Consider the following 24,301-nt stretch of genomic DNA (forward strand, 5'->3'; position numbering starts at 1 on the left):
CACTAGAAGCGCGCCTGAACGGTGAAATAGACGGGACTTTCGCGATGATCGATGGCATCGGGACGGTCAATGGACTTGGCCAGGGTGACACTGGCACTGAGGTAGTCGCCGCTGACGCCAAGCCCCAGGGCCATGCCACTGAGACGACCGTGCTGGTCGCCGCTATCGTCATCGTGGCGGATGACGCCCACATCGTAGGCAAGGCTTGCCTCGAGCCGATCCACCAGGGGGACCTCCGCAGGTAACGGACGGGCCCAGCTGATCTCATTGCGCCAGTACCCCCCGCTGTCACCGCTCAGGGTCTGGTCCTTGTAACCACGCACCGAGTGCTGGCCGCCCAGGCTAAGCCGCTGGGGGCTGTAAAGGGCATCGTCGCTCCATTGGCCGCTGGCCAGGCTGGTCACGGTCAGGGACTGGCCCAGCACCTCGAACGGTCGGGCATAGCTCAGCGTCAGGGTGGTGCGCTCGCCCTGGGCCTTGGGCGACCCCGCGGGCTGGTCGTCATCGTCCTGGGCGCCCAGGATGTCGAGGCCCTTGTGCCAGCCCAAGTCCGCGTTGATCAGCCCACGCCCGAGGCGGCGGCCATGGTTCAACCCCAGGCTCAGCTCGCTAAGACGCTGACTGCTGACCTCGATGCGCGTTTCGTCCAGGTCATTGCGCGTGCTCAGCCGGCTGACGCCGACGCTGGCAGAGGTGGTGCTGACGCGGTCCCGGTGCATCAGACGCTCGGCCGACAGGCTGTGGCGCTCGCTGGCACCGTCCAGGTCGAAGCGAAACCCATCGGCGCGGGCGATGCTGCGATAGTCGCTGCGGCTGTACTGATAGCGAAAGTTCCAGCGCCCCCAGGGCAGCCGATAGGCCAAATACTGGTTGCTGGAGCCAATGCCGGGGGCGCCAGTGACATCGTGACCGAACTGCAGACTGAGCTGATCGGCCAGCCCCAGAGGGCTGTCCCACTCGCCGCCCAGGGTCCACTGCTGCTCGCCGGTCTCGCGGCTGCCGTCATTGCTGCGACCCAGCGCGACGCGCACGGGGCGCCCTTGCCCGGCATCCGGGTCGATGCGCACGCGGCTGCCGCCCAGGTCGTCACCCGGCAGCAATTCCATCTGGGCGCGGCGTGATGGCAGGCGGTTCAACTGGTCGATCAGCTGTTCAAGATCACGCAGATTAAGGATGTCCCCCGGGCGCGTGGGTGACGCCATCAAGACTTCTCGGGGGGAAGGTCGCACTCCGCCGCTGTCCAACGCTTCCAGGCGACCTTCGGCAACGACCACCCGCAGCCGCCCCTGAGTCAGGTCCTGTTCTGGCAGATAGGCGCGGGTGGTGACGTAGCCACGTTCGAGGTACCACTGGGTCACCTCACCCAGCAGCCCATTGAGCTCAGCTGCTGACAGGCAGCGTCCCAGATAGGGCTGCAACAGCCGCCCTCGCTGCCTCTCGCTGAGCAGGCTCGCGCCTTCCAGTTCAATCTCATGAATATCCAGGCAGCCCCCGTCATCAGGGCGCACCTCTGGAGCCACCACGGCCTCACCGGGCAAGCGCTCCAGCTGATCCAGGCGTTCACGCTGCTGCTCAAGCAAGCGCTGCTGATCGTCACGAATGAAGTTTTCGTTGAAGGTGGCATTGGGTGGAACCGCTGAAGGCAGCGACACCGGTGGCTGTACCTGGGCGAGTACCGAGGTCGGACAGCACGCCACCATCGCCAACAGTGTTGCGCCAATCAGGCGTAAACACCTCGGGTCAACAAGAAACGCCACGCCCGGCCTAGACGCGTCGACGCAATGCACCATCATCTATGAGATTCCCCTGCAAGAGACACTGACTCGTGGTCGCTGGCCTGGCCTGCTCCACGTTTTATTGACGACGTTGAGCCGTCATATTGTTATGCTGATTCACGCACTCAAAGTGGCTACCTTTAACTTCTTTTTCGAATTGCTATCTCGACTTCTATCTTTCATTCCCATCTTGATTTTTTATCTCTAACTTCCGCCTCTAACTTCCACCCCTAGCGTCTATTCCTGGCTTCCATCCTTAGCGTCGTTATCTTTTTCCCTTCATTTTCTTCTACCCAACTCACCCACCACCCTGCGTGGCTGGCCATCCGGAAGCGTGGCAACAGCACGGCTACCGCGACACCTCGTTCGGCGTTATGGCGGACAACTATCGTGACTCGGCTCAAGATTGCCAGCCACATAATGTCTCTAACATTGACCCCCAGCCACTGCTGAGGTGGTTGACAGTAGCGTGATGCTACCTCAAGGAGTGAAAGTGGAAAAATGCACCAGAAATGAATGTCGTAGCGAAAAAGCACAACGATAGAAGGATTGACATAAAAAGGCCGAGGGCAGGAAAGCAGTTACTGAAAAGAGGTAATGCCGCCTCATCTAGCATTGTCCACTATTTCCTACAAACAAAACCGATATCTCTTAAAGAGGCGCGGCATGAATAACAAAAAATAGCCGACCTACTCCGCATCTCTCTGGGAAAGAGAATAAGCAAGAGCACGGATGGCAAGGGAGAGCAGGAAGCAGAAGGAAAGGGAAAGCAGGAAGCAGAAACGATCGCCGCCGTCAGCACAGGTATTCGCAGATAGCCAGGTGCATCGACAGCACTCGGCCGAAAAGCGAGGTTCCACGCTCTAAGCCTCTGCCACCAATGCCCCCCCATAGGCGCTGACAAACTCAGGAGGCAGACGACGTGGACGACCGCTGGACAGCGCAATACATGCGTAGCGCGTGCGTGCCCGCAACAGGGTCGCCCCATCATCGGGTCGGAAGAGTTGGAATCGACGTGTCAGGGTAAGGCGTGCGTCACAGGCCACGATCCAGGTCGCCATGGCCAGTTGCTGGCCCTCAAACCCTGGCGCCAGATAATCGAGTTCGTGGCGGTGCACCGCCATGGCACGATCCAACGCCCGGTAGTGATCCAAGGTCAGACCTAGCTGAGCCGAGTGTGCCCAGCTGGCCTGTTCGACCCAGCGCAGGTACTGGGCGTTATTGACGTGGCCGTAGTGGTCGATGGCATCCGCTGTCACAAGGATGTCGATGACGAAGGGATTAGGCAGGTCCCAGTTGGGCTGGCTGCAGACAGACACTATTTCTGATCCTCGCGCTCGGTACCACAGTACCAGCAGGTATCGAAGGCGACCTCCAGCTCCTCACCACACACCCGGCAGCGCCACTCGCCCCCAGGCGAGGATGCGCGCAACGCCTGATGAATGACCGCCTCGGCGCGCTGGCGATTGTGCTCGGCCACCCACACCTGGGGTTCACACTCGAGCGGTGGCAACTCGCCGGCACCACCCCCCAGGGTCATGTTGCGAAGCTCCGTGGGTATGCCTGCTCCATTGAGCAGGTTACGTACATGCCCCACCATCAGGGCATTGCTGTCGGAGAAGACCATCGTCCAGGGCACGTCGTTCATGGCGGATATCCTTATCGTTGCAAGGGCCGCAGCCTTACTGGCCACGATGCGCCCAACCCCGCCACAAGGACAAGCCCTGATCGATACTCGAACGACACTTGATCCCCCCGCCTTAACGAGGGTCGATCATGTCGCCCGCCCTCCTTGGAGCAGACGTCGTGGAAGGGGGTATCGCGCCGCCCTCAATCACGAAACACGCGAACGCCCAGCGCCTTCAGATAGGCGGTCTCGGGAATGGCGGGATGCACCGGATGGTCCGGGCCCTGATGTCCCTGGAACAGGATCTGGCCATGGCGATCCTGATGGCGCACTGCGCCGCGCACGACGTCGGTCAAACGCTCCGGCGCCAGATGCATGGAGCAGGAGGCTGACAGCAGCAGACCATCGCGCCCCAGCAGACGCATGGCATCGCGATTCAAGCGGGCATAGGCACGCTCACCGTTGGCAATATCCTTGCGGCGCTTGATGAAGGCGGGAGGGTCGAGCACGATCACGTCGAACTTCTCGCCATCTGCCTTGAGCGCGGCCAGCGCCTCGAAGGCGTCACCATGACCGACGGCGACGCGTTCGTGCTGACCGTTGAGGGCAGCGTTCTCCGCGACGCGGTCCAGTGCGGACTCGCTGGCATCGATACACAAGACCTCGCTGGCGCCATGGGCCGCCGCCTGGACACCCCAGCCACCGACGTAACTGAACAGGTCCAGCACTCGCTTGCCGGCGACCTGCTGGTTCAACCAGGCACGGTTGACGCGATGGTCATAGAACCAACCGGTCTTCTGCCCGTCCATGACGGGGGCGATAAACTGCACGCCATTTTCTTCCAGCAGCACCTGGTCGGGAAGCGCGCCCTTGACCACTTCAATGGTTTCGCCAAGACCTTCCTGACGACGGCCACTGGTGTCATTGCGCAACACCACACACCCTGGCGATACCACCTTGTCGAGGGCATCCAGCAGCTCGTCCTTCACCGCTTCCATGCCTGCTGTGTTCAGCTGTACCACCAGCACGTCGGCATAGCGATCGATCACCAGACCGGGCAGCAGGTCGGCTTCACCATGCACCAGACGGTAGAAAGGCTTGTCGAACAGGCGATCACGCAGGGCCAGCGCCTGGTTGAGGCGATGCACCAGCAGCGAGCGATCCAGGCGCTGGCTCGGATCACGCGACACGATACGTGCACAGATCAGCGAGTTCGGGTTGATATAGGCCAGCCCCATGGGCTTGCCATTGGCGGCTTCGACGATGACCTGTTCGCCAACCTCAAATGCCTTGAGCGGTGTCTCGGTGGTATCGACCTCGTTGGAATACAGCCATAGATGGCCAGACTTGAGGCGACGATCGGCATTCTTTTTCAAGCGCAGCGGTCGAGTCACGGTGATCACTCTCTTCAAGATATCTAAGGTGTGGAGGTGCCAGTGCTATCAGCGCTGACAGCGAGGACAAAAGACACTGGCCCTCTGCCCCAGGGTCACATGCTTGAGTTCGCCGCCGCAGCGGCGACAGGGCGCTCCAGCGCGACCATAGACATTGAGGCGCTGAGCGAAATAGCCTGGCTCGCCGGTGCCGCTGACAAAGTCACGCAGCGTCGTGCCCCCTTGGGTGATGGCTGCGGCAAGTACATCCTTGGCAGCCGCGGCGAGCCTGTCATAGCGCTCGCGGCCGATGCGCCCGGCTGCTCGCCGAGGGTCGATTCCCGCCAGAAACAACGCTTCGCTGGCATAGATATTGCCCACGCCAACGACCACAGTATTGTCCATCAAAAACGGCTTCACCGCGGCTTGCCGCCCACGGGAAAGGGCGTACAGGCGAGCGCCATCAAACGCTGGCGATAGCGGCTCAGGGCCGAGACGCGACAATCGCGTATCCTGAGACTCGTCCTCGCGCAGCCAATCGACAAAGCCAAAACGACGAGGATCGTGGTAGCGCAGAATCGCGCCGCCTTCGAGCACCAGGTCGACGTGGTCATGCTTCTTCGGCAGATCGCCAAGACGAGCGATCCGCAGGCTGCCCGACATGCCCAGGTGCCAGAGCAAGGTACCCCGTTCCCGGGGCGCTTCCACCTCGTCCGCCGTAGCGCTATCCGAGGGAGACAGGACAGGCAACAGCAAGTACTTGGCGCGACGACGAATCTGACCAATCCGCGCCCCTACCAGGCGCTCGGCAAGGGTCTCGGGCACGGGCACTCTCAGGCGCGACTGACGCACCAGCACCTCGCGCACTTCTCGCCCTTCCACATGGGGAGCGATACCGCGCCGGGTCGTCTCGACTTCAGGCAACTCGGGCATGTTGCACCTGCGGCAGTGAGGCTGATATCCGGACGTCAGGCGACACATTCTCGCCAGGCGCCGCGTCAGCACCTTCATACGCAAGAACCCGACCTCGGGGCCGGGTTCTCGTCGACAGGCGGCTCGCCTGCGGTGGAAGCGAGATCAAGCCTTACTTGATCTTGGCTTCCTTGTACATCACGTGCTTGCGAACCACCGGATCAAACTTCTTCATTTCCATCTTGTCCGGAGTGTTACGCTTGTTCTTGTCGGTGGTGTAGAAGTGGCCGGTACCGGCGCTGGACACCAGACGAATCTTGTCACGCATGAGAATTCTCCCAGATTGCTGCCTGGTACGTTCGCCACACCAGGCCAGTCATTCAAGTCGGCCGGAACCTGTGATACGAGCTACGCTCTACAGGCTCCGAGTGACGACATCCTTAGATGGCGTCGCCGCGCTTACGAATATCGCTGAGCACCTCGTCGATGCCCTTCTTGTCGATGATGCGCATGCCCTTGGAAGAGACGCGCAGAGTCACGAAACGCTTTTCGGACTCGACCCAGAAGCGATGGCTGTGAAGATTCGGCAAGAAACGACGACGTGTCTTGCGCTGGGAGTGTGAAACGTTGTTACCAGTCACCGGGCGCTTGCCGGTAACCTGACATACTTTGGACATGAGAGCCTCCAACCGCGTGGCGAGTTGTTCAAAACCTGTCGGGCAAACCGGGAAGGGCGAGAACCTTAACTGAATAAGTGGCGTGCCTGTCAGCCTGTGTCGCAAACCCGCCGCGCGGTGTCGACGCAGATCCGCAGTCATCAAGCCTCAGCAACCTCAAGCCCTGTCATGAGCCCCGTGCTTTCAACCCAAGGGAATTCAAAGGGTGCACTTTATACCAGAACCCTGCCGCCTGGGCAAGAGTTACGCCAAGCTTCGCCATCCCGTTCGCGCCGTTGCCTGTCTCGTGTGTTGCATCGAAGCGGCAAGGGTGCGTTCACGGCGGTGGCGTGGCGTTGTCGATGGTAGAGGATCCCGGTGTCGTCATGCGTCGTAGACGCCGCCGATAACCACCCGGTTCCTGCGCGCGGCGTATTATACCCACCCTCGCTCGGCAAATGACACCACTTCTGCGTCTCCCACCACAAAATGATCCAGCACACGGATATCGAACAGCCCCAGCGCCTCCCTCAGTCGTTCGGTAATTCGTCGATCTGCGCCGCTGGGCTCGGCAACGCCGGACGGATGGTTATGACACAGGATCAGCGCTCCGGCCCCCAGAGCGAGCGCCCTCTTGGCGACTTCTCGCGGATACACCGAGGCGCTGTCCAACGTGCCATGGAACAACACCTCGAATCGAATCACTCGGTGCTGGCTATCGAGAAACAGCGCGGCGAAGACTTCGTGGTCAAGGTGGCGCAGCTGGGCGGCCAGGAAGGCCCTCACTCGACTGGGGGAATCCAACGGCTGACCCCGTTCAAGGTGGCTCGCAAGGTGCCGGCGCGACATCTCCTGGGCAGCCTGCAGCTGGACGAACGTCGCCACCCCCAGGCCGCGCTGGGCGCAGACCTCTTGCTGGCGAGCTTCAAGCAGCGCGCGCAGGCCACCAAACGCCACCAGTACATCCCGAGCCAGGTCCACGGCGGAGCGCCCTGCCACACCGACGCGCAGCAGGATCGCCAGCAGCTCGGCATCTGACAGCGCACCGGGCCCCATGGTTAAAAGCTTTTCCCTGGGCCTTTCTCCTTCAGGCCAATCCCGTATCGACATCCCTGTCTCCTTTATGAACAGCGCTCTTGCCGCGCTTTCTGGTCAGCCTGTGTTATCCGCCCCTCTGGCCGCCCGCTGTTGTCAGCCTCTCTTGTCAGCCCCTCTTGTCAGCCTTTCTAGTCAGCTCTTGTTGTCTGCCCTTCTTGTCTGCCTGTCTGACCGCCCTCCCGCTGCCTTGTCCCGCTGTGGGTGGCGGCCTTTCCCTGGGTAGCGATGCGCGCCAGTGTCGGCGAGCGCCGACATACCTGATGAGTCTAGTGGCATCAGCGATGACCTGGGACGGGGGTGCGCGGCTACGCATGATCCGACACCGGTGGTAAGGTAGGACTCTTACCCCGGTCGTGGATCGTTTTGCATGCTTCAACCATCTTCCTCTACGCGCTATGGCCCTCCGGCGCTGCGCGCAGGACAGCGTGTGCTGCTTGGTATCAGCGCTGGCATTGCTGCCTATAAAAGTGCTGTGTTGGCTCGCTTGCTGGTGCAGGCAGGCTGCGAGGTCCAGGTTGTCATGACGGAAGGGGCACAGGCCTTCATCACGCCGCTGACGCTGCAGGCGCTGACGGGACGTGCGGTGAGGACATCACTGCTGGATCCGGATGCGGAACTGGGCATGGGGCACATCGAGCTGGCACGCTGGGCCGACCTGATCCTGATCGCCCCCGCAACTGCCGACCTCATGGCACGCCTGGCCCAGGGCATGGCCAACGACCTGCTGACGACCGCCTGTCTGGCTAGCGATGCGCCACGAGTAGTGGCACCGGCCATGAACCAGGCCATGTGGAGCCATCCGGCTACGGCGCGCAATGCCGCCCAGCTGCGCGACGATGGATGGCAGTTGCTGGGCCCCGATCAAGGCGATCAAGCCTGCGGTGATGTAGGCCCTGGACGCATGATGGAGCCCGAGCAGATCGTCACGGCCTTGTTCCGGGATACCACAGAGGCGACTGTCGCGGCACAGAGTGAAACGAGCACACCACCTTCCGCAGTGGCGCCCCATATCGTGATCACCGCAGGGCCGACGCGCGAGCCTCTGGATCCGGTGCGCTACCTGAGCAATCACAGCTCGGGCAAGATGGGATTTGCGCTGGCGCAGGCAGCTCGCGACAGCGGCGCCCGGGTCACGCTGATCGCTGGGCCTGTCAGCCTGCCTACCCCGGCCGGAGTGACTCGCATGGATGTGGATACCGCTGAGCAGATGCTCGCCGCGGCCGAAGGCCTAGTCGCCGAGTGCGACATCTTCATTGGCTGTGCAGCTGTGGCCGATTACCGCGCCGCGGCACCCGCCGAACACAAGATCAAGAAGCAGGAAGGCGAGGACGGTCTGACGCTGACACTGGTCAAGAACCCGGACATCATTGCCACCTTGGCGAGTCGTCACCCACGCCCCCTGATTGTCGGCTTCGCCGCCGAGACCCGTGACCTCGAGCGCTACGCCAAGGACAAGCTCAGGCGCAAGAATCTTGACATGATCGTGGCCAATGACGTTTCCCGCGCAGGACTCGGCTTTGGCTCCGATCGCAATGCGGCATTATTGATGTGGCGCGACGGCGACCAGGTCAACACACGCCACGAGGCCGAACAGGACAAGACGCGCCTGGCCGAGGCTGTCATCGCCCAGGCCAGCGCCTGTCTTGCCGCTCGCCAGCACCACGACTGACACTTCGCGCCGGTCGTGCGGTGCCGTGGCACTGTATCACTGCGGCCGACCATGCGGTCGCTGCACTACGCTCAACACGGGGGCCGGAAGCGCTCTCACGACTCAAGGATTTTGCATGTCCAGCACAGCCACTCGCCCCACCATGGCGGTCAGGATACTCGACGAGCGCATCAAGGACCGCATGCCGCGCTATGCCACTGAAGGCTCCGCCGGCATGGACCTGCATGCGCTGCTCGATGCGCCGTTGACGCTGGCGCCAGGAGACTGCGAGCTGGTGCGCACCGGCCTCGCCATCCACATTGCCGACCCGGCACTGGCCGGGTTGATCCTGCCGCGCTCAGGCCTCGGCCACAAGCACGGGATCGTGCTCGGCAATCTGGTCGGCCTGATCGACTCTGACTATCAGGGCGAACTGATGGTGTCCGTGTGGAACCGCTCGGACCGCTCCTTCACCCTGGAACCCTTTGAACGCCTCGCCCAGTACGTGCTGGTGCCGGTGGTTCAAGCCAACCTGGAAGTGGTCGACGACTTCTCCGCCAGCCTGCGCGGCGATGGCGGCTTCGGCAGTTCTGGCCGTCACTGATCGCGACTCACCTGACCCAGCGCTACGTCAAAAGGAAAGGACCTGCCCATGACACACGTACCTTCCACGATCTTTCGTGCCTATGACATTCGCGGCATCGTCGACGACACCCTGACCGAGGCGGGGGTCGAAGCCATTGGCCAGGCCATCGGCAGCGAGGCCCAGGACCGCGGGGAAACCCGGGTGGTCGTCGCCCGTGACGGCCGCCTGTCCGGCCCCCGACTGATCCAGGCCCTGACCCGCGGCCTCACCGCCAGCGGCTGCGATGTCATCGACATCGGCATGGTGCCGACCCCGGTGCTGTATTTCGCGACCCATACTCTCGACGGCACCAGTTCCGGGGTCATGTTGACCGGCAGCCACAACCCGCCGGATTACAACGGTCTGAAGATGGTCCTTGGCGGCGAGACGCTGTCCGGCGACGCGATCACCGCGCTCTACACGCGTCTTGAGAACGGTGATCTGCGTTCAGGTCAGGGCCAGGTCTCCGAGCAGGACGTTCGCGAGGCCTATCTCGCACGCATCCTTGGTGACGTTTCGGTATCCGGCAAGATCAAGGCGGTGGTCGACTGTGGCAACGGTGTCGCAGGTGAGCTTGGCCCACAGCTGGTCAAGGCACTGGGCGCTGACACCATCCCCCTGTTTGATGAGATCGATGGCACCTTCCCGAACCATCACCCGGATCCGGGCAAGCCAGAAAACCTCAAGGACCTGATCAAGGCAGTGGCCGAGCACGGCGCCGATATCGGCCTGGCCTTCGACGGCGATGGCGATCGCCTGGGTGTGATCACCCCCAAGGGGCGACTGATCTACCCCGACCACCTGCTGATGGCCTTTGCCGAAGACATGCTGAGCCGCAATCCGGACGCCCGCGTCATCTTCGACGTCAAGTGCACCGGCAAGCTGATCGAGGTGATCGAGCAAGCCGGCGGCACGCCTGAGATGTGGCGGACCGGTCATTCTCTGATCAAGGCTCGCATGAAGGAAACCGGCGCCCTGCTGGCCGGCGAGATGAGCGGCCACATCTTCTTCAAGGAGCGCTGGTACGGCTTTGACGACGGTCTCTACGGCGCGGCCCGCCTGCTCGAAATCCTGTCCCGCTTCGACGGTGACGCCGACACTTTCTTTGATCGCTATCCGCAGAACATCAGCACGCCGGAGATCAATATCGAAGTGACCGACGAGACCAAGTTCGATCTGGTCGATCGCCTGGCTCGGGAGGGGGATTTCGGTGACGACGGCGTCAAGACGACCCTCGATGGCATCCGTGTGGACTACGCTGACGGCTGGGGCCTGTGCCGCGCGTCGAACACCACGCCGATGCTGGTGCTGCGTTTCGAGGGCAATGATGGTGATGCCCTGGCACGCATTCGCGAGCGTTTTGCCAAGGCTCTGGCGGCGGTAGACGCCTCGCTCACCCTTCCGAACTGAACCCGCAGGAGACACTACGCCAATGAGCGAACAGGCTCACGATCCGCGCCTGGTGGTGGAGGTCCTCTCTGAGGCCCTCCCCTACATCCAGAAGTTTTCCGGCAAGACCGTAGTGGTCAAGTATGGCGGCAACGCCATGACCGAAGATGCCCTTATCGACTCCTTCGCACGGGACATGGTGTTGATGAAGGAAGTAGGGATCAACCCCGTCGTGGTCCACGGCGGAGGCCCTCAGATCGGCGAGTTGCTGGCGAAGCTCAACATCGAGTCACGCTTTGTCGGTGGCATGCGGGTGACCGACGCCGAGACCATGGACGTGGTGGAAATGGTGCTGGGCGGCCTGGTCAACAAGGACATCGTCAATCAGATCAACCAGTGCGGCGGCAAGGCCATCGGCCTCACCGGCAAGGACGGCGCGCAGATTCGGGCTCGCCAGCTCAAGGTGGAACACCAGAGCCCGGAAATGACCGCTCCAGAAATCATCGATATCGGCCACGTGGGTGAAGTGGAGCATGTCTCCACGGACCTGATCGAAATGCTGGCCGCGCGGGACTTCATTCCCGTCATCGCTCCTATCGGCGTCGATGGCGAAGGCCATAGCTACAATATCAACGCCGACCTGGTAGCGGGAAAGGTGGCCGAAGCGCTGGGTGCTGAAAAGCTGATGCTGCTGACCAATGTGGCAGGCCTGATGAACCGTGACGGCGAGGTGATGACAGGGCTGTCTACCGCGCAGGTCGACGAATTGATCGCCGATGGCACCATTCATGGTGGTATGCTGCCCAAGATCCGCTGCGCGCTGGATGCGGTCAAGGGCGGCGTGGTCAGCGCCCATATCGTCGATGGCCGCGTGCCCCACGCCACCCTGCTGGAAATTTTCACCAATGCCGGCGTCGGCACCCTGATCACCAACCACGCACCTGACTGATACCGCCCAGCGGCGCCAACAAGACTGACACGCAAGGAAGATGCGGTTCGCCAGCCAGATCGTCGAATCGCAAGGGAACTCGCCCGCCGGATAGCCTGGCGGGCCATCAACGATAAAGAACTCGACACCATGACGCAGGAAAACACCCCAAGCCGGCGGGACCAGATTCTGCAGGCCCTGGCCCTGATGCTGGAGGAAGACAGCGGCAAGCGCATCACCATTGCTGCCCTGGCCCGACAGGTGGGCGTCTCGGAAGCCGCGCTCTATCGCCACTTTCCGAGCAAGGCCAGGATGTATGAAGGTCTGATCAGCTTTATCGAGGAAACCTTGTTTGAACGCATCACGCGTATCCTCGACGAGCAGCAGGAGGCGCTGCCACGCTGCCATCAGATCATGACCCTGGTGCTGGCCTTTGCCGAGAAGAACCCCGGACTGTCGCGCCTGCTCGGCGGCGATGTACTGACCGGTGAAACCGCCAGGCTACGCCTGCGCATTCACCAGCTGTTCGAGCGCCTGGAAACCCAGTTCAAGCAGGTACTCCGCGAGGCGGAACTTCGTGAGGGACGTCGTCTGGCCATGCCGGCGAGCGCCAGCGCGAATCTACTGACAGCACAGATCGAGGGGCGTATCGCCCAGTACGTGCGCAGCGACTATCGCCACCGTCCCACCGAGTACTGGGAAGATCAGTGGCCTGCGCTGTCGTCTCAGTTGCTCAGAGACAGCGCGGTGCCCGCCTGATTCTGAGGGCTGCCGCGAACGGACCGGTCTTTACGCAAAGCGCCCGAACCTGACGGTTCGGGCGCTTCTTTTCGTGGGCTGGCACTGCTGCTGAACATAGCTTGCGTTTAGGCTTGCGTTCAGGCCAGTGCCGAAGGGACCTCCCCTACCGCCGCTTAGGCAGCCAGGGCATCGCCAAGACGCTCACGAATCTTCTTCATGGCGTTTTTCTCAAGCTGACGAATCCGCTCAGCCGATACCCCATAGACGTCCGCCAGCTCGTGCAGCGTCGCCTTGTTCTCGGCTAGCCAGCGCTGGGTCAGGATATCCCGGGAACGCTCATCCAGGTCCGCCAGCGCTCCTTGCAGGCGACGGGTGGCGTCTTCTTCCCAGTCGCTGTCCTCAAGCTGAGTCGCCGGATCCTGGCTGGCATCATCCAGATAATGCACCGGGGCCTGATACGCGCTTTCCTCGTCATCGGACGGAGCAGCATCGAAGCCGGCATCGTGGGAGGCCAGCCGGCCTTCCATTTCCCGCACCACCTCTGGCTTGACGTCCAGATCCTTGGCAATCGCATCGACTTCGTCGCTGTTCAGCCAGGCCAGACGCTTCTTGGCACCACGCAGGTTGAAGAACAACTTGCGCTGGGCCTTGGTGGTGGCGATCTTGACGATGCGCCAGTTGCGCAGCACGAACTCGTGGATTTCCGCCTTGATCCAGTGCACGGCGAAGGACACCAGCCTGACGCCCTGGGTCGGATCGAAACGCTTGACCGCCTTCATCAGGCCAACATTACCTTCCTGAATCAGGTCAGCCTGGGGAAGCCCATAGCCGGAGTAACTGCGTGCGATGTGCACGACAAAACGAAGATGGGACATGACCAGACGGCGGGCGGCTTCCAGATCACCTTCCTGTTGGAGGCGATGGGCCAGATCCTGCTCTTCTTCCACCGTCAGCAGGGGAATGCGGTTGACGGCTTGAATGTAGCCGTTCAGGTCGTGCCCCGGTGATAGATGACCCACCGGCAGAAGACTGTTGCTCATGTGCAGATTGTCTCCTCGAAGACCAACAAGATTTCGAATGCACCTTGGAGGAACACACGCTCAAAAAGTTCCCCTTTCGTCGTATAGCCCTTCAGGGTGCTTCCGACGAAACCACCTGGTGGCGCCTCAGGCTTCGCTGACGACTCACGTGCGCTATGAGATGACCGTGCGCAACGTGATGACCTAGCGGGGCTTGATGCCCGCCAGATGACGACTGACGGCGATCCAGGCACCTAACCAGCCCAATAGTGTACTACAACTCAGCAATATTGTAGAACCAGCCAGCCCCAGCGCGGGCAGCTGATAGTGTGCCCCATAGCTCGCAGCCAGCGACGCTACCGGGGCTGACAGCCAGTCACTGCCAAGAGTGAGCAATGCCCAGGCCAGCAGGCCACCGCCGAGCCCATACCAGGCACCGCTGTAAAGGAACGGGCGGCGCACGAAGGCATGGGTGGCACCAATCAGCGTCACCACTTCGATTTCCTTGCGGCGATTCTCCACCGCCAGCCGGATCGTGTTGCCGACCACCAGCAACACCCCCAGTCCGAACAGTACGCCTAACGCCAGCGTGACACGCCGTCCCACCTCGGCCAGCTGCCGCAAGCGTTCGATCCAGGCCAGATCAAGGCGTACCTCGGCAATGCCCGGCATGGCCGTCAGCCGTTCGGACAACGCCGTCATTGCCTCGGGTGACGGCGACTGCGGCGATATCACCACCGAAGCGGGCAGTGGATTGGTCTCGAGTCGGGCCAGCGCGTCGTCAAGACCAAGCGCCTGCTGGAACTCCGCCATGCCCTCAGCCGCGGTAATCAAGCGCGTACTGGCGATATTCGACTGTGCCTCGATGGCCTCGAGAATACGCTGGGCCTGGGCCTCATCCACGCCCTTGTCCAGATAGGCGGTCAAGGTGGCGCTGGCATCGAGCTCTGCATCGACCAGCTTGGCACTGTCCAGGGACAGCCACAGCGCACTAGGGAGCACCAAGGCAATGGCGATGGCCAGCATGGTCAGCAGGCTGCCCACCGGCTGGCGAATCAGCCGGCGCAGGCTGTCGAGGCACATGGCCCGGTGATGACGCAGCCATGACCGCCACTGTCCTTGCGGCCTGGCGGACTGCTGACGGGCACCACCCTGGGCCGGCGTACCCGCGGTTCGACCGGCTGGTCGGTCCGACCTGACGGCACCCCGACTGCGGGCTCCAGTGCTGCGCGGCGTGGCCGCTCTTCTACGGGGGGGATCTAGACTCACGCAGCCTCCTCATCACCCACCAGCCGTCCCTCGCTCAGGCGCAGGGTCCGGTGACGCAGGCGCGCAATCAGTGCCAGGTCGTGGCTGGCAATCATCACGGTGGTGCCGATGCGATGGAAATCTTCGAACAAGCCCATGATGTCAGCGGATAACTGGGGGTCCAGATTACCGGTGGGTTCGTCGGCCAGCAGCAGGGCCGGCTTGTTGACGACGGCACGGGCGATTCCAACACGCTGCTGCTCACCACCGGACAATTCGATCGGCAAGGCCTTCTCACGGTGCAACAGGCCGACCTTGTCGAGGGCGGCACGCACACGTCGAGCCGTATCTCGCGGCGGTAGTCCGCGGATTTCCAGCGGCAGCGCCACATTGTGATAGATGGAGCGATCAAACAGCAGCTGGTGATCCTGAAACACCACACCAATCTGACGCCGGTAGAAGGGCAGCTGGCTCGAGTGCAGCTTGTCGATGTCGTGTCCGGCCACCAGCACGCGCCCTCGACTCGGGCGCTCCAGGCGCATGATCAAACGCAGCAACGAGCTCTTGCCGGCCCCGGAATGCCCGGTGAGAAACACCATTTCTCCGCGGGAAACACGGAAGTCGATATTGGAAAGCGCCTCGAAGCGCCCTCCATAGCGCTTGCCGACGTGCTCGAAGGCGATCATTCGTCGCCGTCACTCGAGCGACGATCAAACAAGGCATCGACAAAATCCTCTGCCTTGAACGGTCGCAGGTCATCGAGGCTCTCGCCGACACCGATAAAACGAATCGGCGTCTTGAGTTGCTTCGCCAGGGCAAAGATGACGCCGCCCTTGGCGGTGCCATCGAGCTTAGTCAGAGTAATCCCGCTGACCGGCACGGCCTCGTTGAAGGTCGCCGCCTGGGACAGAGCGTTCTGGCCAGTGCCTGCATCCAGTACCAGCATGACCTCATGGGGCGCATTGGCATCCAGCTTGCCCATCACGCGGTGAACCTTTTTCAGCTCTTCCATCAGGTGGGACTTGTTGTGCAGACGCCCCGCCGTATCGGCGATCAGCACGTCGACTCCGCGAGCCCGCGCAGCGGCCACCGCGTCGTAGATGACCGAGGCACTGTCGGCACCGGTGTGCTGAGCCACCACGGGAACGCTGTTGCGCTCGCCCCAGACCTTGAGCTGCTCGACCGCGGCGGCACGGAAGGTATCTCCCGCCGCCAGCATCACGCTCTTGCCCTCGCGCTGGAAGCGCTGGGTCAACTTGCCGATGGTGGTGGTCTTGCCCACCCCGTTGACGCCCACCACGAGAATCACAAAGGGTCCGCCATCTTCCGTGGTCAGGGTCAGCGGATCGCTGACCGCCCCCAGCATACTGGCCAGCTCCTGCTGCAGGGCACGATACAGCGCCTCGGGATCCTTCAGCTCCTTGCGCGACACTCGCTCGGTCAGTGCCTCGATAATCTCACTGGTCGCCTCGATCCCTACATCCGCCATCAGCAGCTGGGTTTCGATATCCTCGATGAGGTCGTCATCGATCTGCTTGGCCCCCATGAACAGGTCGGCCAGCCCATCGCTAAGATTGGCCCGGGTCTTGCCCAGCCCCGCCCGCATGCGGGCAAACCACCCCTTTTTCTCTGCACCTTTATCGGCAGCCGCGGCCCTCGGCTTTTCCTGCAGCGCAGGCCCGCTGGAGCGGCTGGGCTCGATGACCTCGGCGTGCTCGAGACGCTGAGAGGAGGGCTCTAGCTCTAGCTCTGGCTCTGGCGACGCCTCGACCGTCGGCGCATTCTCGTGCCCCGCTTCGGTCTCGACGGGTCGCTGGGGAGCGGCATCAGCGGCAGGCGTCCTTGTTTCGGAGGCCTCCGACGCTGCCTGAAGATCTCGCTCGGTCTTTTGCCCAGCCGCTGTCTCAACCCCTGTCTCAACCCCTGTCTCAACCCCTGACTCAGCACCCGGCTCGCGCTCTGATTGGGCCGCAGGTGTGGCTGCGGCCTCGGGCTCGGCCTGCGAGGTGCTGGCCTCACGCAAGGCGTCAGGCTCGATGGGCTCCGGCACCAGCGCCTCGGCAGGCTCGCCAGCTGCTTGCTGCTGAGACTCGCTGTGCTGTTGCGCCGATGTGACATCCGAGTCTGCCCCGTGCTCAGCGGCCGGAGTCGACCTTTCCTCATCAGCCCGAGGTGCCGCATCGGGGGACGACTCAGCGTGATCCGGCGTCTCAGCAGGACCCTCGCTCGACCGCGTCTCTTCCTCGCGGGATGCCAGGTCCTGTGACTGCTGATCCTCAACGGGTGTTTCACCCGACTGCTTCTTCTTGCGCTTGAAAATACCGAACATGGATGACCTGCCGCCTCAGCCGGTGAACGAACCGCCACATCCTACCACCCTGCCCGTCTTCTGTGGACTCGCAAGGCAGGCTGTCGAACTCACTAGCGGACCTGTCAGCGGCTTTTGCGCCGTTCAGGGTCCAACCCAACCACCACCCGACGAACAAAGATGACGCTGAGGCCGTCCTTGGCATGACGCAGCCACTCGGCACGGGTAAAATCTCTCGCCATGAGCCGACATCGCCCTTCTCGACCGCGCCCCCGTCCCGGCGCCAAAACAGCAGCCACAGGCCGCGCCCCTGGCAAGCTGCGTATCATCGGTGGCGACCACCGACGCCGACTGCTGCCCGTCCTCGACAAACCAGGCCTGCGCCCGACGCCCGATCGCGTGCGCGAAACGCTGTTCAACTGGCTTGGCGGTACGCTCTACGGCAAGCGAGTGCTGGACCTGTTCGCGGGTACCGGCGCCCTGGGCCTGGAAGCGTTATCACGCGGCGCCAGGGCCGCCACCTTCGTCGAGCGTGATGGCCAGGTCGCCAAGGCCATCAACGACAACCTGGCCACGCTCTCCATCAGTAGCGCCGAGGTGATCACTCAAGATACCTTGACGATGCTCTCGAACCCGCCCGAGGTAGCGTTTGACATCGCGTTTATCGACCCGCCCTTCCGCCAGGCACTGGCCGAACCCTGCTGTTCTGCGCTGGAGCAAGGCTGGCTGACCGACGATGCCTGGATCTATGTCGAGGTGGAAAGCGGACTGGAGCTGAGCGTACCGGAGCACTGGCATCTACACCGGGAGGTCAAGGCGGGCGACAGTTTTGGGCGGCTCTATCGGCGTCATACGACGTCGAGCTGAGCCCTCTTACCGCCCCTTACGACGTGCTTTCCAGGCCTCTCGACCATTGCGCTGTGCCCCGGAGGGATACCGGCACTCTCTATCAGACAGCGTCGCCGCGTCGCGACGCTTGTCCACCGACGAGCTCGGCGTTACGCTCATGCCATCGGGGCGCGCGTTGCGCCCTCACCCCACGTCATGTCAGGAGACGAGGATGAGCACGGAACTCTTCAACCAACTCGAAAAGAAGGTCACCAGCGCGCTGGAGGCCCTGGAATTGCTGAAACTGGAAGCTGAGGAGTTGCGCGAGGAAAACGCTCGACTGAAGCAGGAGCGTGAGGAGTGGGAGCGCCGTCTGACGGCTATCCTGGGCCAACTCGACGACGTGGATGCAGAACAGGGCAGCGCGCAGCCAGCACCGGCGCACAGCGTCTAAGCATCACGATCCAGGCACCACGATCTAAGCACCGCGAGCCACACCGCCCGATCCGAGGGCTCCAAGAGGAGCCCTTGAAGAGAGCCCCTTGAAGAGAGCCCCTTGAAGAGAGCCCCTTGCATCTCGCGCGCTTAGGCCAGCGTCAACGACATCAGCACCGCGTCGACGCGTTCACCACCCGGCTCGTGGGCGGCGCAGTGAGCAGCATAGTAAGCGCGACGCAGCCCATCCTGGGTGAAGCCGAGCGCACGATAGAGGGCGATCGCCTCAGCGTTATCCGCGCGGACTTCCAGCAGCAGCCTTTCTGCCCCCCAATCTCTTGCTTGCTCTACCAACTGCGACAGCAACAAACGACCGAGCCCCTGGCGCCGCGCATCTGTGGCCACCAGTATGGCCTCCAGTTCGGCTTCAAAGGGCAGCCGCGACACCAGCGCGTAGGCGGCTAGACCTCCGTTGCTATCCTCGACTCCCAGCAGCAGGCGCTGCTCATCGACGAAGGCCTGCTCAAGGGCCTGTGGCCGAGACAGTCGATGGGTCTGGGACGCCTCGAGAGCCTCGAGAGCAGCCAGGTCATCAGGCCTCAACTGGCGCACCACGAAGGGCTCGGTGTCCCGTCCAGGCTGCTGCCCAGCACCCCGCCCGGCGGATCCGGTCGTCATGCCTCGCGGCCCTGTTGCCATAGGGTTTGCCAATCGGCACTCGACACCCACAAACGGCGCTTGGCCGTCGCACTGGTCAGCAGCTCATCAAGGCCTGGCCCACTCCATTGGGGGAGTGCCAGAGTGCTGGAATGCCCTGATTCACTGGCCGCTGTCGGTTCGGCGCCGGCAGCCTGCCCGGCTTCACCCAGGACCTGCATCAAGGCGTCTTCGTGGCCGAATACCAGCACGCGTTCAGGCGCCCAGCCCCGCCGGGCTCGACCAGCCACGAAGGCCTTGAGCCCTTGACGAGCCTCTTCCAGAGGACGCCTGACCGGCAACCCTTCCGCCAGAGGCCAGGTCAGCGTCTCGAATACCGGACGCTGCTCGGCCGTCACTCCACTGCAGTGCAGAATGTTGAACAGCAGCCGCTGATGCTCCACGCCCAACGGCGCCTGCTGGGCCACCAACAACAACCAGCGTCCATCGAGACAGGCCACCTGGCAGACAAAGCGCAGCGGCTCGGCGTCCTCGACACCCTCTTCTTCGCTGTCCAGTGCCGGTATGGCGCTGGTCGCCTCATCATCAGGCACCATATCGCCCAGCAGTGCTCTCGCCTTGCGGGCGACCGGCGCTGCAGGCTGAGACGGCTCTGGAGACGGCGCCTGGGCAGTGGACGCCGCCGTGACGGCGACGCTGCTGTCCTGGGCAGCTTCGTGGCTGCGCGCTGCAGGCACCTCATCCAACAGCGCGTGCAAGCCTCGGGCCCCCGTTTCCGGCGGCTGCTGAGGCTCCAGCTCAGGCCAGTCACAGACCTCGGTTTCCCGCGCATTGGGGAACTGATACCGGGCGACCCAAGCGGTCAGCCCCATGGCATCCAGATAGGCCAGTCGTGTCGGCTCAGGCGTCACGAGCGCGAGCCACCCATGCAGTTGGGCGAGTCAGGGCGTGCCGCGCCACGGCTCAGCCACTCGGCAGGGGTGTAGAGGTGAAGGGCCAGGGCATGCACCGGGCCGGACAGCTCATCGGCCAGCAACGAGTAGATCTGCTGGTGACGCTTGACCGGCATCAGGCCGGCGAAACGCTCAGACACCAGCGTCACCTTGAAGTGGGTTTCCGAATTCGGCGGCACGCTATGCATGTGGCTTTCATTCTCGACCACCATTTCGGTGGGTTCGAGAGCCGCGAGCTTGTGTTCAATGGTCGCCTGAATACTCATGATGAAATCTCTTGTCATTGCCTCGGTCGAGACGGCAAACATGGCTACGATGGACGTCAATTCGACGCACCCCTGCATGATTGTCGCGAAGGCACGACAAACCTTGCGGGCTGTCCTCAGTACTATGCCATTGTACGCATTCATAGCCTGGCTGACTAAGCTTGACCTGATGCCTCGCGGCGGGCCGCCTTCTTTTCTTCACGGGCGATACGGTACGCACGCTGGGCCATCGGCAGTCGCACCAGGCTGATCAACAGCGCCAGCAAGGTGGTGGCAGCGCCCACCCACAACGACTGCTGAACCCCCGCCCCGACCGCCAGACACAGGCCCACCAACGCCACCCCCAGCGACTGCCCCACCGTGCGGGTGGTACTCATCACGCCAGAGGCGTTGGCACTGCGAGACTTCGGCACGCTGGTCATCAACTCACGATTGTTAGGCGGCTGAAACAGGCCAAAGCCAGCGCCACACAGGGCCGTGCGCCATAGGCTATCGAGGGCCGTCGCATCGCTGTCCAGGCTGGCCAGGCTGAGCAACCCCACCAGCAGTACGGCAAGGCCGACACTAGCGACCAGACCGGGATTGAAGCGATCTGCCAGACGCCCGGCCAACGGACCGACAATCATGATGGTCAGTGGCCAGGGAGTGAACAACCAGGCGGTGTGCAGGGCGGAGTAGCCCATCTGCTGCTGATACAGAAACGACAGCGCGACGAAGGTCAGCCCCTGGCCGATAAAGGCCGTACCCTGGGCCGACACGGCCAGGCTGAAGCGTGGCTCGCGAAACAGTCCCAGCGGCAGCAGCGGATGCGGCGCTCGCCCCTGGCGATGGATGAAGGCCCACGCAGACCCCAGCGTCACTGCCAGCCACAACGCGATATCCAGCATCGGCGCACGATGGCCAATGGCATCCATGGCCATGAACAGCCCCGCCAGCATGGCCATGGACGCCAGCGCGCCAGGTCCATCGAAGCTACCCTCGCGGCGTGTTTCCCTGGGCAGCGCCTTCCACGCCATGAAGGCCGCGGCGATCCCCAGCGGCACGTTCAGCGCAAACAGCCATGGCCAGTTGGCCACCGACAGTACCAGCCCGCCGATGGAAGGACCTGCAGCATAGCCACCGGCCACCACCAGCGACGACAGGCCAAGTGCGCTACCCAACAGGCGCGAGGGAAAAATCGAACGATACAGGCTTGGCCCGATGGACAGCGTGGCTGCGGCGCCAACGCCCTGCAAGGCACGAAACACCAGCAGGGTCTCGAAGTTAGGCGACAGCGCGCTGCCCAGGGCGGCCAGCACAAACAGCGACAGCCCGGCGACGTAGACCTTGCGCCGACTGAGCAGCTCGCTGGCCGCTGCAAATACCAGCAGCATCGCCGCGCAGACCACCTGAAACAGGTTGGTGATCCATACGGCGCGGGCATCCGACACGCCGAGATCGCGAGCCATGGAGGGCAGCGCGATATTGATCATGGTGGTGTCGACCACCGCCATCAAGGTGCCCAACACCAGGGCGATGACCGCCAGACGACGTTCCGGCCCGGGCAAGCCATCGTCGCCGTCACGGGTAGAGAACAGTCGACTCATGCAGGTATCGTCCCGTCCTGGGGCGTCATGGGGAACCAGCGCGAACGCTGATAGGACCGGCCTGGGCCGGTCCTGTCAGCAAAGAGGCGCGTTGCACATGCGGCAAGCAGGCCTGCCGCTGGGTGCCGAGCTCAGTCCTGTTCGAGGTCGGCCAGCAACTCGTCGTCAACCTCGGAGATTTCAAGCGCCGCCTCGCTATCCAGATCGATGGCCAGATAGCTGTGCTCGACTTGAAGGAAACGCTGGAACAGCGCCCAGTCCAGCGATTCAGGCCACTGCCGCTCGTCCTCTTCCCAGGCGCGCAGCTCGTTCTCGAGCACCTCGAGATACCGCTCGCGAACGAAGGCTTCCAACGCCTCGGGAGTATCCATTTCTGGAATCAGGTAGACCGTACTCTCGCGGTCGACGTCGGACAGGTTGAGATCGTCATCGCCCATGGTCGGTTCCAGGGCATTGATCCAGTCAACAAAGTGCTGGGTGGGTCTGACGCTCAGTGCGGAGCGGTTGAGCAGTTTCATCGCGATCTCCTCGACGTCGAATCGCAGTCTCGAATCGCAGCCATTATGGGTGCTATGGGCGTCCCTTGCCAATAAAACCCGGCCACTGCGGCGCGGTTTCGCCTGCGGCCGCTCGGAAAGGCTCCCAGCGGCCGCCCGTTTGGTTCACGCGTCGCCGGCTTCCGGGCGCATGGCCGGGAACAGCAGCACGTCGCGAATCGACGGGCTGTCGGTGAACAGCATGACCAGACGGTCGATCCCGATACCCTCACCAGCGGTGGGCGGCAGCCCGACTTCCAGTGCGCGCACGTAGTCGGCGTCGTAGTACATTGCCTCCAGATCGCCGGCATCCTTCTCGGCAGCCTGGGCACGGAAGCGCTCGGCCTGGTCCTCGGCATCATTGAGCTCCGAGAAGCCATTGGCAATCTCACGGCCGCCGACGAAGAACTCGAAGCGATCGGTGACGAACGGGTTGGCGTCGTTGCGGCGTGCCAACGGGCTCACCTCCGCCGGATATTCGGTGATGAAGGTCGGCTGATCCAGACGCGACTCGGCCACTTCCTCGAAGATCTCGGTCTGCAGCTTGCCAAGCCCCCAGCCGTCCTTGACCTTGATACCCAGACGGCCGGCCAGGGCGCGGGCAGGCTCGAGTTCGTCGATGTCCGCTGCCTCGATGCCCTCGCCGTGGGCCAGAATCGCCTCACGCAGGGTCATGCGCACGAACGGCTGACCGAGATCGTAGGTGGAACCCTGGTAATTCAGGGTGGTGGTGCCCAGCACTTTCTGAGCGATCTCCCGCAGCATGGTCTCGGTCAGGTCCATCAGCGCCTGGTAGTCCACGTAGGCCCAGTAGAACTCGACCATGGTGAACTCGGGATTGTGGCGGGTGGAAAGCCCTTCGTTGCGGAAGTTACGGTTGATCTCGAAGACTCGCTCGAAGCCGCCTACCACCAGGCGCTTGAGATAAAGCTCCGGCGCGATACGCAGGTACATGTCGATGTCCAGCGCATTATGGTGGGTGACGAAGGGACGCGCGGTGGCCCCACCGGGAATCGGCTGCAGCATCGGGGTTTCCACCTCCATGAAGCCGCGATCCTCGAAGAAGCGGCGCATGGCGCTGATGATGCCGGCGCGAGTCTCGAACACCCGACGCGAGTCCGGATTCATGATCAGGTCGACATAGCGCTGGCGGTAGCGCGCTTCCATGTCGGTCAGGCCGTGGAACTTGTCCGGCAGCGGACGCAGGCTCTTGGTCAGGAGCTTGGCCTCACGCATCATCACGTACAGGTCGCCCTTGCCGGATTTGTGCACCGGGCCATGGCCAGCCACGATGTCGCCGATGTCCCAGCTCTTGATGTCCTCGAGCAGGGCGGGATCGAGCCCCTTCTTGTCGACGTAGAGCTGAATCTGGCCGCTGACATCCTGAATCACGATGAAGGGACCACGCTTGCGCATGATGCGCCCGGCCACGGCCGCCTCACGCCCCAGCGATTCCAGCGCTTCCTTGTCCTTGTCGCCAAGCTCGGCATCGAGTTCGGCCGCCAGGCTGTCACGGCGAAAGTTATTGGGAAAAGCACTGCCACCTTCGGCCTCGGCCAGCTTGCGACGGGCGGCAAGCTTGGCGCGGCGTTCCGCGATCAGACGGTTTTCTTCGGCGGCGGCGTCCTGAGGGGAAGGCGTATCCTGTTGGGCCATGGCTAGTCGTCTCTGTCACGAAGGGGAAGGCCAACGA

General features: G+C 62.8%; 25 protein-coding genes. 7 read left to right on the top strand and 18 right to left on the bottom strand.

The window, feature by feature from the left end; translation table 11 throughout:
- Positions 1 to 2: 2 nt before the first annotated feature.
- From JF545_RS06340 to radC, 8 genes are all read right to left on the bottom strand, one after another.
- Entirely contained in the window at positions 3 to 1,793 is a 1,791-nt protein-coding gene (locus JF545_RS06340) for a ShlB/FhaC/HecB family hemolysin secretion/activation protein (protein WP_242520701.1), read from the bottom strand.
- A gap of 845 nt (positions 1,794 to 2,638) precedes the next feature.
- Positions 2,639 to 3,094: an acyl-CoA thioesterase gene (locus tag JF545_RS06345; protein WP_206940361.1), complete on the bottom strand. Its 456-nt coding sequence runs from the start codon at positions 3,092 to 3,094 to the stop codon at positions 2,639 to 2,641.
- Positions 3,094 to 3,423, bottom strand: coding sequence for a DUF2007 domain-containing protein (locus tag JF545_RS06350; protein ID WP_206940363.1), 330 nt, complete (start codon positions 3,421 to 3,423; stop codon positions 3,094 to 3,096). Before JF545_RS06350 ends, JF545_RS06345 begins: the two co-directional genes overlap by 1 nt.
- A gap of 182 nt (positions 3,424 to 3,605) precedes the next feature.
- Complete coding sequence (locus JF545_RS06355) at positions 3,606 to 4,796, bottom strand: class I SAM-dependent rRNA methyltransferase (RefSeq protein ID WP_206940365.1); 1,191 nt, start codon at positions 4,794 to 4,796, stop codon at positions 3,606 to 3,608.
- Between the two features lie 48 nt (positions 4,797 to 4,844).
- A complete protein-coding gene (gene mutM, locus JF545_RS06360; RefSeq protein WP_206940367.1) occupies positions 4,845 to 5,708 on the bottom strand; it encodes a bifunctional DNA-formamidopyrimidine glycosylase/DNA-(apurinic or apyrimidinic site) lyase in 864 nt (287 codons plus the stop codon).
- A gap of 151 nt (positions 5,709 to 5,859) precedes the next feature.
- A complete protein-coding gene (gene rpmG, locus JF545_RS06365) occupies positions 5,860 to 6,015 on the bottom strand; it encodes a 50S ribosomal protein L33 (RefSeq protein WP_016856547.1) in 156 nt (51 codons plus the stop codon).
- Between the two features lie 112 nt (positions 6,016 to 6,127).
- Positions 6,128 to 6,364 carry a 50S ribosomal protein L28 gene (rpmB, locus tag JF545_RS06370; protein WP_206940369.1) on the bottom strand — a complete coding sequence of 79 codons (237 nt, stop codon included), beginning with the start codon at positions 6,362 to 6,364 and terminating at the stop codon, positions 6,128 to 6,130.
- Between the two features lie 414 nt (positions 6,365 to 6,778).
- Positions 6,779 to 7,453 carry a RadC family protein gene (radC, locus tag JF545_RS06375; protein ID WP_206940371.1) on the bottom strand — a complete coding sequence of 225 codons (675 nt, stop codon included), beginning with the start codon at positions 7,451 to 7,453 and terminating at the stop codon, positions 6,779 to 6,781.
- A 355-nt stretch (positions 7,454 to 7,808) separates the two neighbouring features.
- Here radC and coaBC point away from each other — a divergent pair, with 355 nt between their 5' ends.
- The 5 genes from coaBC (at position 7,809) to slmA (ending at position 12,790) form a co-directional block, all read left to right on the top strand.
- Entirely contained in the window at positions 7,809 to 9,110 is a 1,302-nt protein-coding gene (gene coaBC, locus JF545_RS06380; RefSeq protein WP_206940373.1) for a bifunctional phosphopantothenoylcysteine decarboxylase/phosphopantothenate--cysteine ligase CoaBC, read from the top strand.
- A 142-nt stretch (positions 9,111 to 9,252) separates the two neighbouring features.
- Positions 9,253 to 9,693 (top strand): dUTP diphosphatase, encoded by a 441-nt coding sequence (dut, locus tag JF545_RS06385; RefSeq protein ID WP_374107049.1) that lies wholly within the window; start codon positions 9,253 to 9,255, stop codon positions 9,691 to 9,693.
- 48 nt (positions 9,694 to 9,741) lie between these two features.
- The gene (locus tag JF545_RS06390) at positions 9,742 to 11,124 is read left to right on the top strand and encodes a phosphomannomutase/phosphoglucomutase (RefSeq protein ID WP_206940377.1); all 1,383 of its coding nucleotides are present in this window, start codon (positions 9,742 to 9,744) and stop codon (positions 11,122 to 11,124) included.
- Positions 11,125 to 11,146: 22 nt separating this feature from the next.
- Positions 11,147 to 12,052, top strand: coding sequence for an acetylglutamate kinase (gene argB, locus JF545_RS06395; RefSeq protein ID WP_206940380.1), 906 nt, complete (start codon positions 11,147 to 11,149; stop codon positions 12,050 to 12,052).
- Positions 12,053 to 12,181: 129 nt separating this feature from the next.
- Positions 12,182 to 12,790, top strand: a complete 609-nt coding sequence (gene slmA / locus JF545_RS06400) for a nucleoid occlusion factor SlmA (protein ID WP_206940382.1) — start codon at positions 12,182 to 12,184, stop codon at positions 12,788 to 12,790.
- Positions 12,791 to 12,945: 155 nt separating this feature from the next.
- On the opposite strand, the gene rpoH is transcribed toward slmA, so the two are convergent.
- The 4 genes from rpoH to ftsY form a co-directional block, all read right to left on the bottom strand.
- The gene (gene rpoH, locus JF545_RS06405; protein ID WP_206940385.1) at positions 12,946 to 13,812 is read right to left on the bottom strand and encodes an RNA polymerase sigma factor RpoH; all 867 of its coding nucleotides are present in this window, start codon (positions 13,810 to 13,812) and stop codon (positions 12,946 to 12,948) included.
- Between the two features lie 183 nt (positions 13,813 to 13,995).
- The gene (ftsX, locus tag JF545_RS06410) at positions 13,996 to 15,060 is read right to left on the bottom strand and encodes a permease-like cell division protein FtsX (RefSeq protein WP_347401315.1); all 1,065 of its coding nucleotides are present in this window, start codon (positions 15,058 to 15,060) and stop codon (positions 13,996 to 13,998) included.
- Entirely contained in the window at positions 15,057 to 15,725 is a 669-nt protein-coding gene (gene ftsE / locus JF545_RS06415; protein ID WP_206940388.1) for a cell division ATP-binding protein FtsE, read from the bottom strand. The genes ftsX and ftsE overlap by 4 nt, the downstream gene beginning before the upstream one ends.
- On the bottom strand, positions 15,722 to 17,089 hold the full coding sequence (ftsY, locus tag JF545_RS06420) for a signal recognition particle-docking protein FtsY (protein WP_431606260.1): 1,368 nt from the start codon (positions 17,087 to 17,089) through the stop codon (positions 15,722 to 15,724). The genes ftsE and ftsY overlap by 4 nt, the downstream gene beginning before the upstream one ends.
- 498 nt (positions 17,090 to 17,587) lie before the next feature.
- Here ftsY and rsmD point away from each other — a divergent pair, with 498 nt between their 5' ends.
- Both rsmD and zapB read left to right on the top strand, forming a co-directional pair.
- Positions 17,588 to 18,214 (top strand): 16S rRNA (guanine(966)-N(2))-methyltransferase RsmD, encoded by a 627-nt coding sequence (rsmD, locus tag JF545_RS06425; RefSeq protein ID WP_206940390.1) that lies wholly within the window; start codon positions 17,588 to 17,590, stop codon positions 18,212 to 18,214.
- Positions 18,215 to 18,407: 193 nt separating this feature from the next.
- The gene (gene zapB / locus JF545_RS06430; RefSeq protein WP_206940392.1) at positions 18,408 to 18,629 is read left to right on the top strand and encodes a cell division protein ZapB; all 222 of its coding nucleotides are present in this window, start codon (positions 18,408 to 18,410) and stop codon (positions 18,627 to 18,629) included.
- 131 nt (positions 18,630 to 18,760) lie between these two features.
- On the opposite strand, the gene JF545_RS06435 is transcribed toward zapB, so the two are convergent.
- The 6 genes from JF545_RS06435 to lysS form a co-directional block, all read right to left on the bottom strand.
- On the bottom strand, positions 18,761 to 19,288 hold the full coding sequence (locus tag JF545_RS06435) for a GNAT family N-acetyltransferase (RefSeq protein WP_206940394.1): 528 nt from the start codon (positions 19,286 to 19,288) through the stop codon (positions 18,761 to 18,763).
- A complete protein-coding gene (locus JF545_RS06440; protein WP_206940395.1) occupies positions 19,285 to 20,178 on the bottom strand; it encodes a hypothetical protein in 894 nt (297 codons plus the stop codon). The genes JF545_RS06435 and JF545_RS06440 overlap by 4 nt, the downstream gene beginning before the upstream one ends.
- Entirely contained in the window at positions 20,175 to 20,486 is a 312-nt protein-coding gene (locus JF545_RS06445) for a BolA family protein (protein WP_206940397.1), read from the bottom strand. The genes JF545_RS06440 and JF545_RS06445 overlap by 4 nt, the downstream gene beginning before the upstream one ends.
- A 155-nt stretch (positions 20,487 to 20,641) precedes the next feature.
- On the bottom strand, positions 20,642 to 22,072 hold the full coding sequence (locus tag JF545_RS06450) for an MFS transporter (protein WP_206940399.1): 1,431 nt from the start codon (positions 22,070 to 22,072) through the stop codon (positions 20,642 to 20,644).
- A gap of 131 nt (positions 22,073 to 22,203) precedes the next feature.
- Complete coding sequence (locus JF545_RS06455; protein ID WP_206940401.1) at positions 22,204 to 22,590, bottom strand: hypothetical protein; 387 nt, start codon at positions 22,588 to 22,590, stop codon at positions 22,204 to 22,206.
- 144 nt (positions 22,591 to 22,734) lie between these two features.
- Complete coding sequence (lysS, locus tag JF545_RS06460) at positions 22,735 to 24,264, bottom strand: lysine--tRNA ligase (protein WP_206940403.1); 1,530 nt, start codon at positions 24,262 to 24,264, stop codon at positions 22,735 to 22,737.
- Between the last annotated feature and the right edge of the window lie 37 nt (positions 24,265 to 24,301).

This window comes from Halomonas litopenaei (assembly GCF_017303055.1).
GTDB classification, from domain to species: domain Bacteria; phylum Pseudomonadota; class Gammaproteobacteria; order Pseudomonadales; family Halomonadaceae; genus Halomonas; species Halomonas litopenaei_A.

Coding starts and splice junctions, on each gene's coding strand:
- JF545_RS06340 (WP_242520701.1), bottom strand. CDS start 1,793: ATGATGGTGCATTGCGTCGACGCGTCTAGGCCGGGCGTGGCGTTTCTT.
- JF545_RS06350 (WP_206940363.1), bottom strand. CDS start 3,423: ATGAACGACGTGCCCTGGACGATGGTCTTCTCCGACAGCAATGCCCTG.
- mutM (WP_206940367.1), bottom strand. CDS start 5,708: ATGCCCGAGTTGCCTGAAGTCGAGACGACCCGGCGCGGTATCGCTCCC.
- rpmG (WP_016856547.1), bottom strand. CDS start 6,015: ATGCGTGACAAGATTCGTCTGGTGTCCAGCGCCGGTACCGGCCACTTC.
- rpmB (WP_206940369.1), bottom strand. CDS start 6,364: ATGTCCAAAGTATGTCAGGTTACCGGCAAGCGCCCGGTGACTGGTAAC.
- radC (WP_206940371.1), bottom strand. CDS start 7,453: ATGTCGATACGGGATTGGCCTGAAGGAGAAAGGCCCAGGGAAAAGCTT.
- coaBC (WP_206940373.1), top strand. CDS start 7,809: ATGCTTCAACCATCTTCCTCTACGCGCTATGGCCCTCCGGCGCTGCGC.
- dut (WP_374107049.1), top strand. CDS start 9,253: ATGGCGGTCAGGATACTCGACGAGCGCATCAAGGACCGCATGCCGCGC.
- JF545_RS06390 (WP_206940377.1), top strand. CDS start 9,742: ATGACACACGTACCTTCCACGATCTTTCGTGCCTATGACATTCGCGGC.
- argB (WP_206940380.1), top strand. CDS start 11,147: ATGAGCGAACAGGCTCACGATCCGCGCCTGGTGGTGGAGGTCCTCTCT.
- slmA (WP_206940382.1), top strand. CDS start 12,182: ATGACGCAGGAAAACACCCCAAGCCGGCGGGACCAGATTCTGCAGGCC.
- rpoH (WP_206940385.1), bottom strand. CDS start 13,812: ATGAGCAACAGTCTTCTGCCGGTGGGTCATCTATCACCGGGGCACGAC.
- ftsE (WP_206940388.1), bottom strand. CDS start 15,725: ATGATCGCCTTCGAGCACGTCGGCAAGCGCTATGGAGGGCGCTTCGAG.
- rsmD (WP_206940390.1), top strand. CDS start 17,588: ATGAGCCGACATCGCCCTTCTCGACCGCGCCCCCGTCCCGGCGCCAAA.
- zapB (WP_206940392.1), top strand. CDS start 18,408: ATGAGCACGGAACTCTTCAACCAACTCGAAAAGAAGGTCACCAGCGCG.
- JF545_RS06435 (WP_206940394.1), bottom strand. CDS start 19,288: ATGACGACCGGATCCGCCGGGCGGGGTGCTGGGCAGCAGCCTGGACGG.
- JF545_RS06445 (WP_206940397.1), bottom strand. CDS start 20,486: ATGAGTATTCAGGCGACCATTGAACACAAGCTCGCGGCTCTCGAACCC.
- JF545_RS06450 (WP_206940399.1), bottom strand. CDS start 22,072: ATGAGTCGACTGTTCTCTACCCGTGACGGCGACGATGGCTTGCCCGGG.
- JF545_RS06455 (WP_206940401.1), bottom strand. CDS start 22,590: ATGAAACTGCTCAACCGCTCCGCACTGAGCGTCAGACCCACCCAGCAC.
- lysS (WP_206940403.1), bottom strand. CDS start 24,264: ATGGCCCAACAGGATACGCCTTCCCCTCAGGACGCCGCCGCCGAAGAA.